Genomic DNA, 1,614 nt, shown 5'->3' on the forward strand with positions numbered 1-1,614 from the left:
GGGGGGGGGGGGGGGGGGGGGGGGGGGGGGGGGGGGGGGGGGGGGGGGGGGGGCCCCGGGGGGGGGGGGGGGGGGGGGGGCCCCGCGGGGGGGGGGGGGGGGGGGGGGGGGGGGGGGGGGGGGGGGGGCGGGGGTGAGGGCGAGGTTGCGGTGGATCTCCAGGGCGGCGGTGGAGCGGTTCAGGGTGATGTAGTGGAGGCCGGGCGCGCCCTCGTGGAGGAGGCGTTCCGCCATCCTGGTGGCGTGGTCGACGCCGATGCGGTGGGCGGTCGCCCGGTCGCCGCGGGCCGCCTCCAGTTGTCGGGCCAGTCCGGCGGGGAAGGAGGCGCCGCTGAGTTCGGCGAAGCGGCTGATCTGGCGTACGTCGGTGGCGGGCATGATCTCGGGGATGACCGGGGTCGCGCAGCCGGCCGCGGCCAGCCGGTCGCGCAGCCGCAGGTAGTGCTCGACGTCGAAGAACATCTGGGTGACGGCGTAGTCGGCGCCGGCCCGGCACTTGGCGACGAAGTGCCGGATGTCGTCGTCCCAGTCCGCCGAGCGCGGGTGGCGCTCGGGGAAGGCGGCCACACCGACGGTGAACGCGCCGCACTCCTTGACGAGTCGGACGAGTTCGGCCGCGTAGCGCAGGCCCTGCGGGTGGGGCTCCCAGCGGCCGTTGGGGTTGCCCGGCGGGTCGCCGCGCAGGGCGAGGACGTCGCGGATGCCGACGTCGGCGTAGCGCCGTAGGACGGCCTGGAGTTCGGCGGTGGAGTGGCCGACGGCGGTGAGGTGGGCCACCGGGCGCAGGGTGGTCTGGGCGGCGATCAGTTCGGTGGTGCCGATGGTGCGGTCGCGCGAGGAGCCGCCGGCGCCGTAGGTGACCGAGACGAAGGTCGGCGCGACCGCCTCCACCCTCCGGATCGCCGCCCACAGGGCGCGTTCGCCGGCCTCGTCCTTGGCGGGGAAGAACTCGAAGGAGTAGGTCCGTTCGCCGGCCGCGAGGATGTCGCGCAGGCCGCGCGGGGTGCGCCGGGTGGTGTGGTCCATGGGTTCACCTCAGGTGGTGGGGTCGGTCGTCCGGGGATGCGGGGGAGCTCCTCCACCCTGCCCCGGCACCCGCAACAGGACTGTCACAGCGGGTCGTTGACGGCCCCGTCCGGGCGGTGGAAGGTGCCCCGGCAGCTCTAGTAATTACCCTAGGGGGGTATGGTATGTTCGAACTGAAGCAGCCGCCCGGGCAGTCCGGCCGGCGCCGGGCACCACGACAGGAGCACACCCATGAGCGAGACCACCGTCACCGTCGAGTCCGCCGCCGCCGAGGCCACCTCCTGCTGCGGCTCGTGCGGCACCGGCGCCGGCGCGGCCCCGGCCGCCGAGTCCGGCCTGACCTCGGTCTTCCAGGTGAAGGGCATGACCTGCGGCCACTGCGTCTCCTCGGTGACCGCCGAGTTGAAGAAGCTCGACGGCGTCGAGGAGGTCGCCGTGGACCTCGCCACCGGCCGGGTCACCGTCGGCAGCACCCTGCCGCTCGCCGACTCCGCCGTGGCCGCCGCCGTCGACGAGGCCGGCTACGAGCTGGTCGGCCGCATGGAGGGCTAAGCCTCCGAGGTCGGCCCGGACGGGAGGGCGCCACCC

2 protein-coding genes are annotated in these 1,614 nt (G+C 75.7%); one reads left to right on the forward strand and one right to left on the reverse strand.

Annotated features, from left to right (window positions below; all coding sequences use genetic code 11):
* On the reverse strand, nucleotides 1-1,026 hold a 1,026-nt coding region (metF, locus tag ACFU7Z_RS39320), incomplete at its 3' end, for a methylenetetrahydrofolate reductase [NAD(P)H] (protein ID WP_380782964.1).
* A 231-nt stretch (nucleotides 1,027-1,257) separates the two neighbouring features.
* Between metF and ACFU7Z_RS39325 the strand changes: the two genes are divergently transcribed.
* Nucleotides 1,258-1,578 (forward strand): heavy-metal-associated domain-containing protein, encoded by a 321-nt coding sequence (locus tag ACFU7Z_RS39325; protein ID WP_380782966.1) that lies wholly within the window; start codon nucleotides 1,258-1,260, stop codon nucleotides 1,576-1,578.
* Nucleotides 1,579-1,614: the final 36 nt, after the last annotated feature.

It is taken from the genome of Kitasatospora sp. NPDC057518 (genome assembly GCF_042802075.1).
In the GTDB taxonomy this organism is placed as follows: domain Bacteria; phylum Actinomycetota; class Actinomycetes; order Streptomycetales; family Streptomycetaceae; genus Kitasatospora.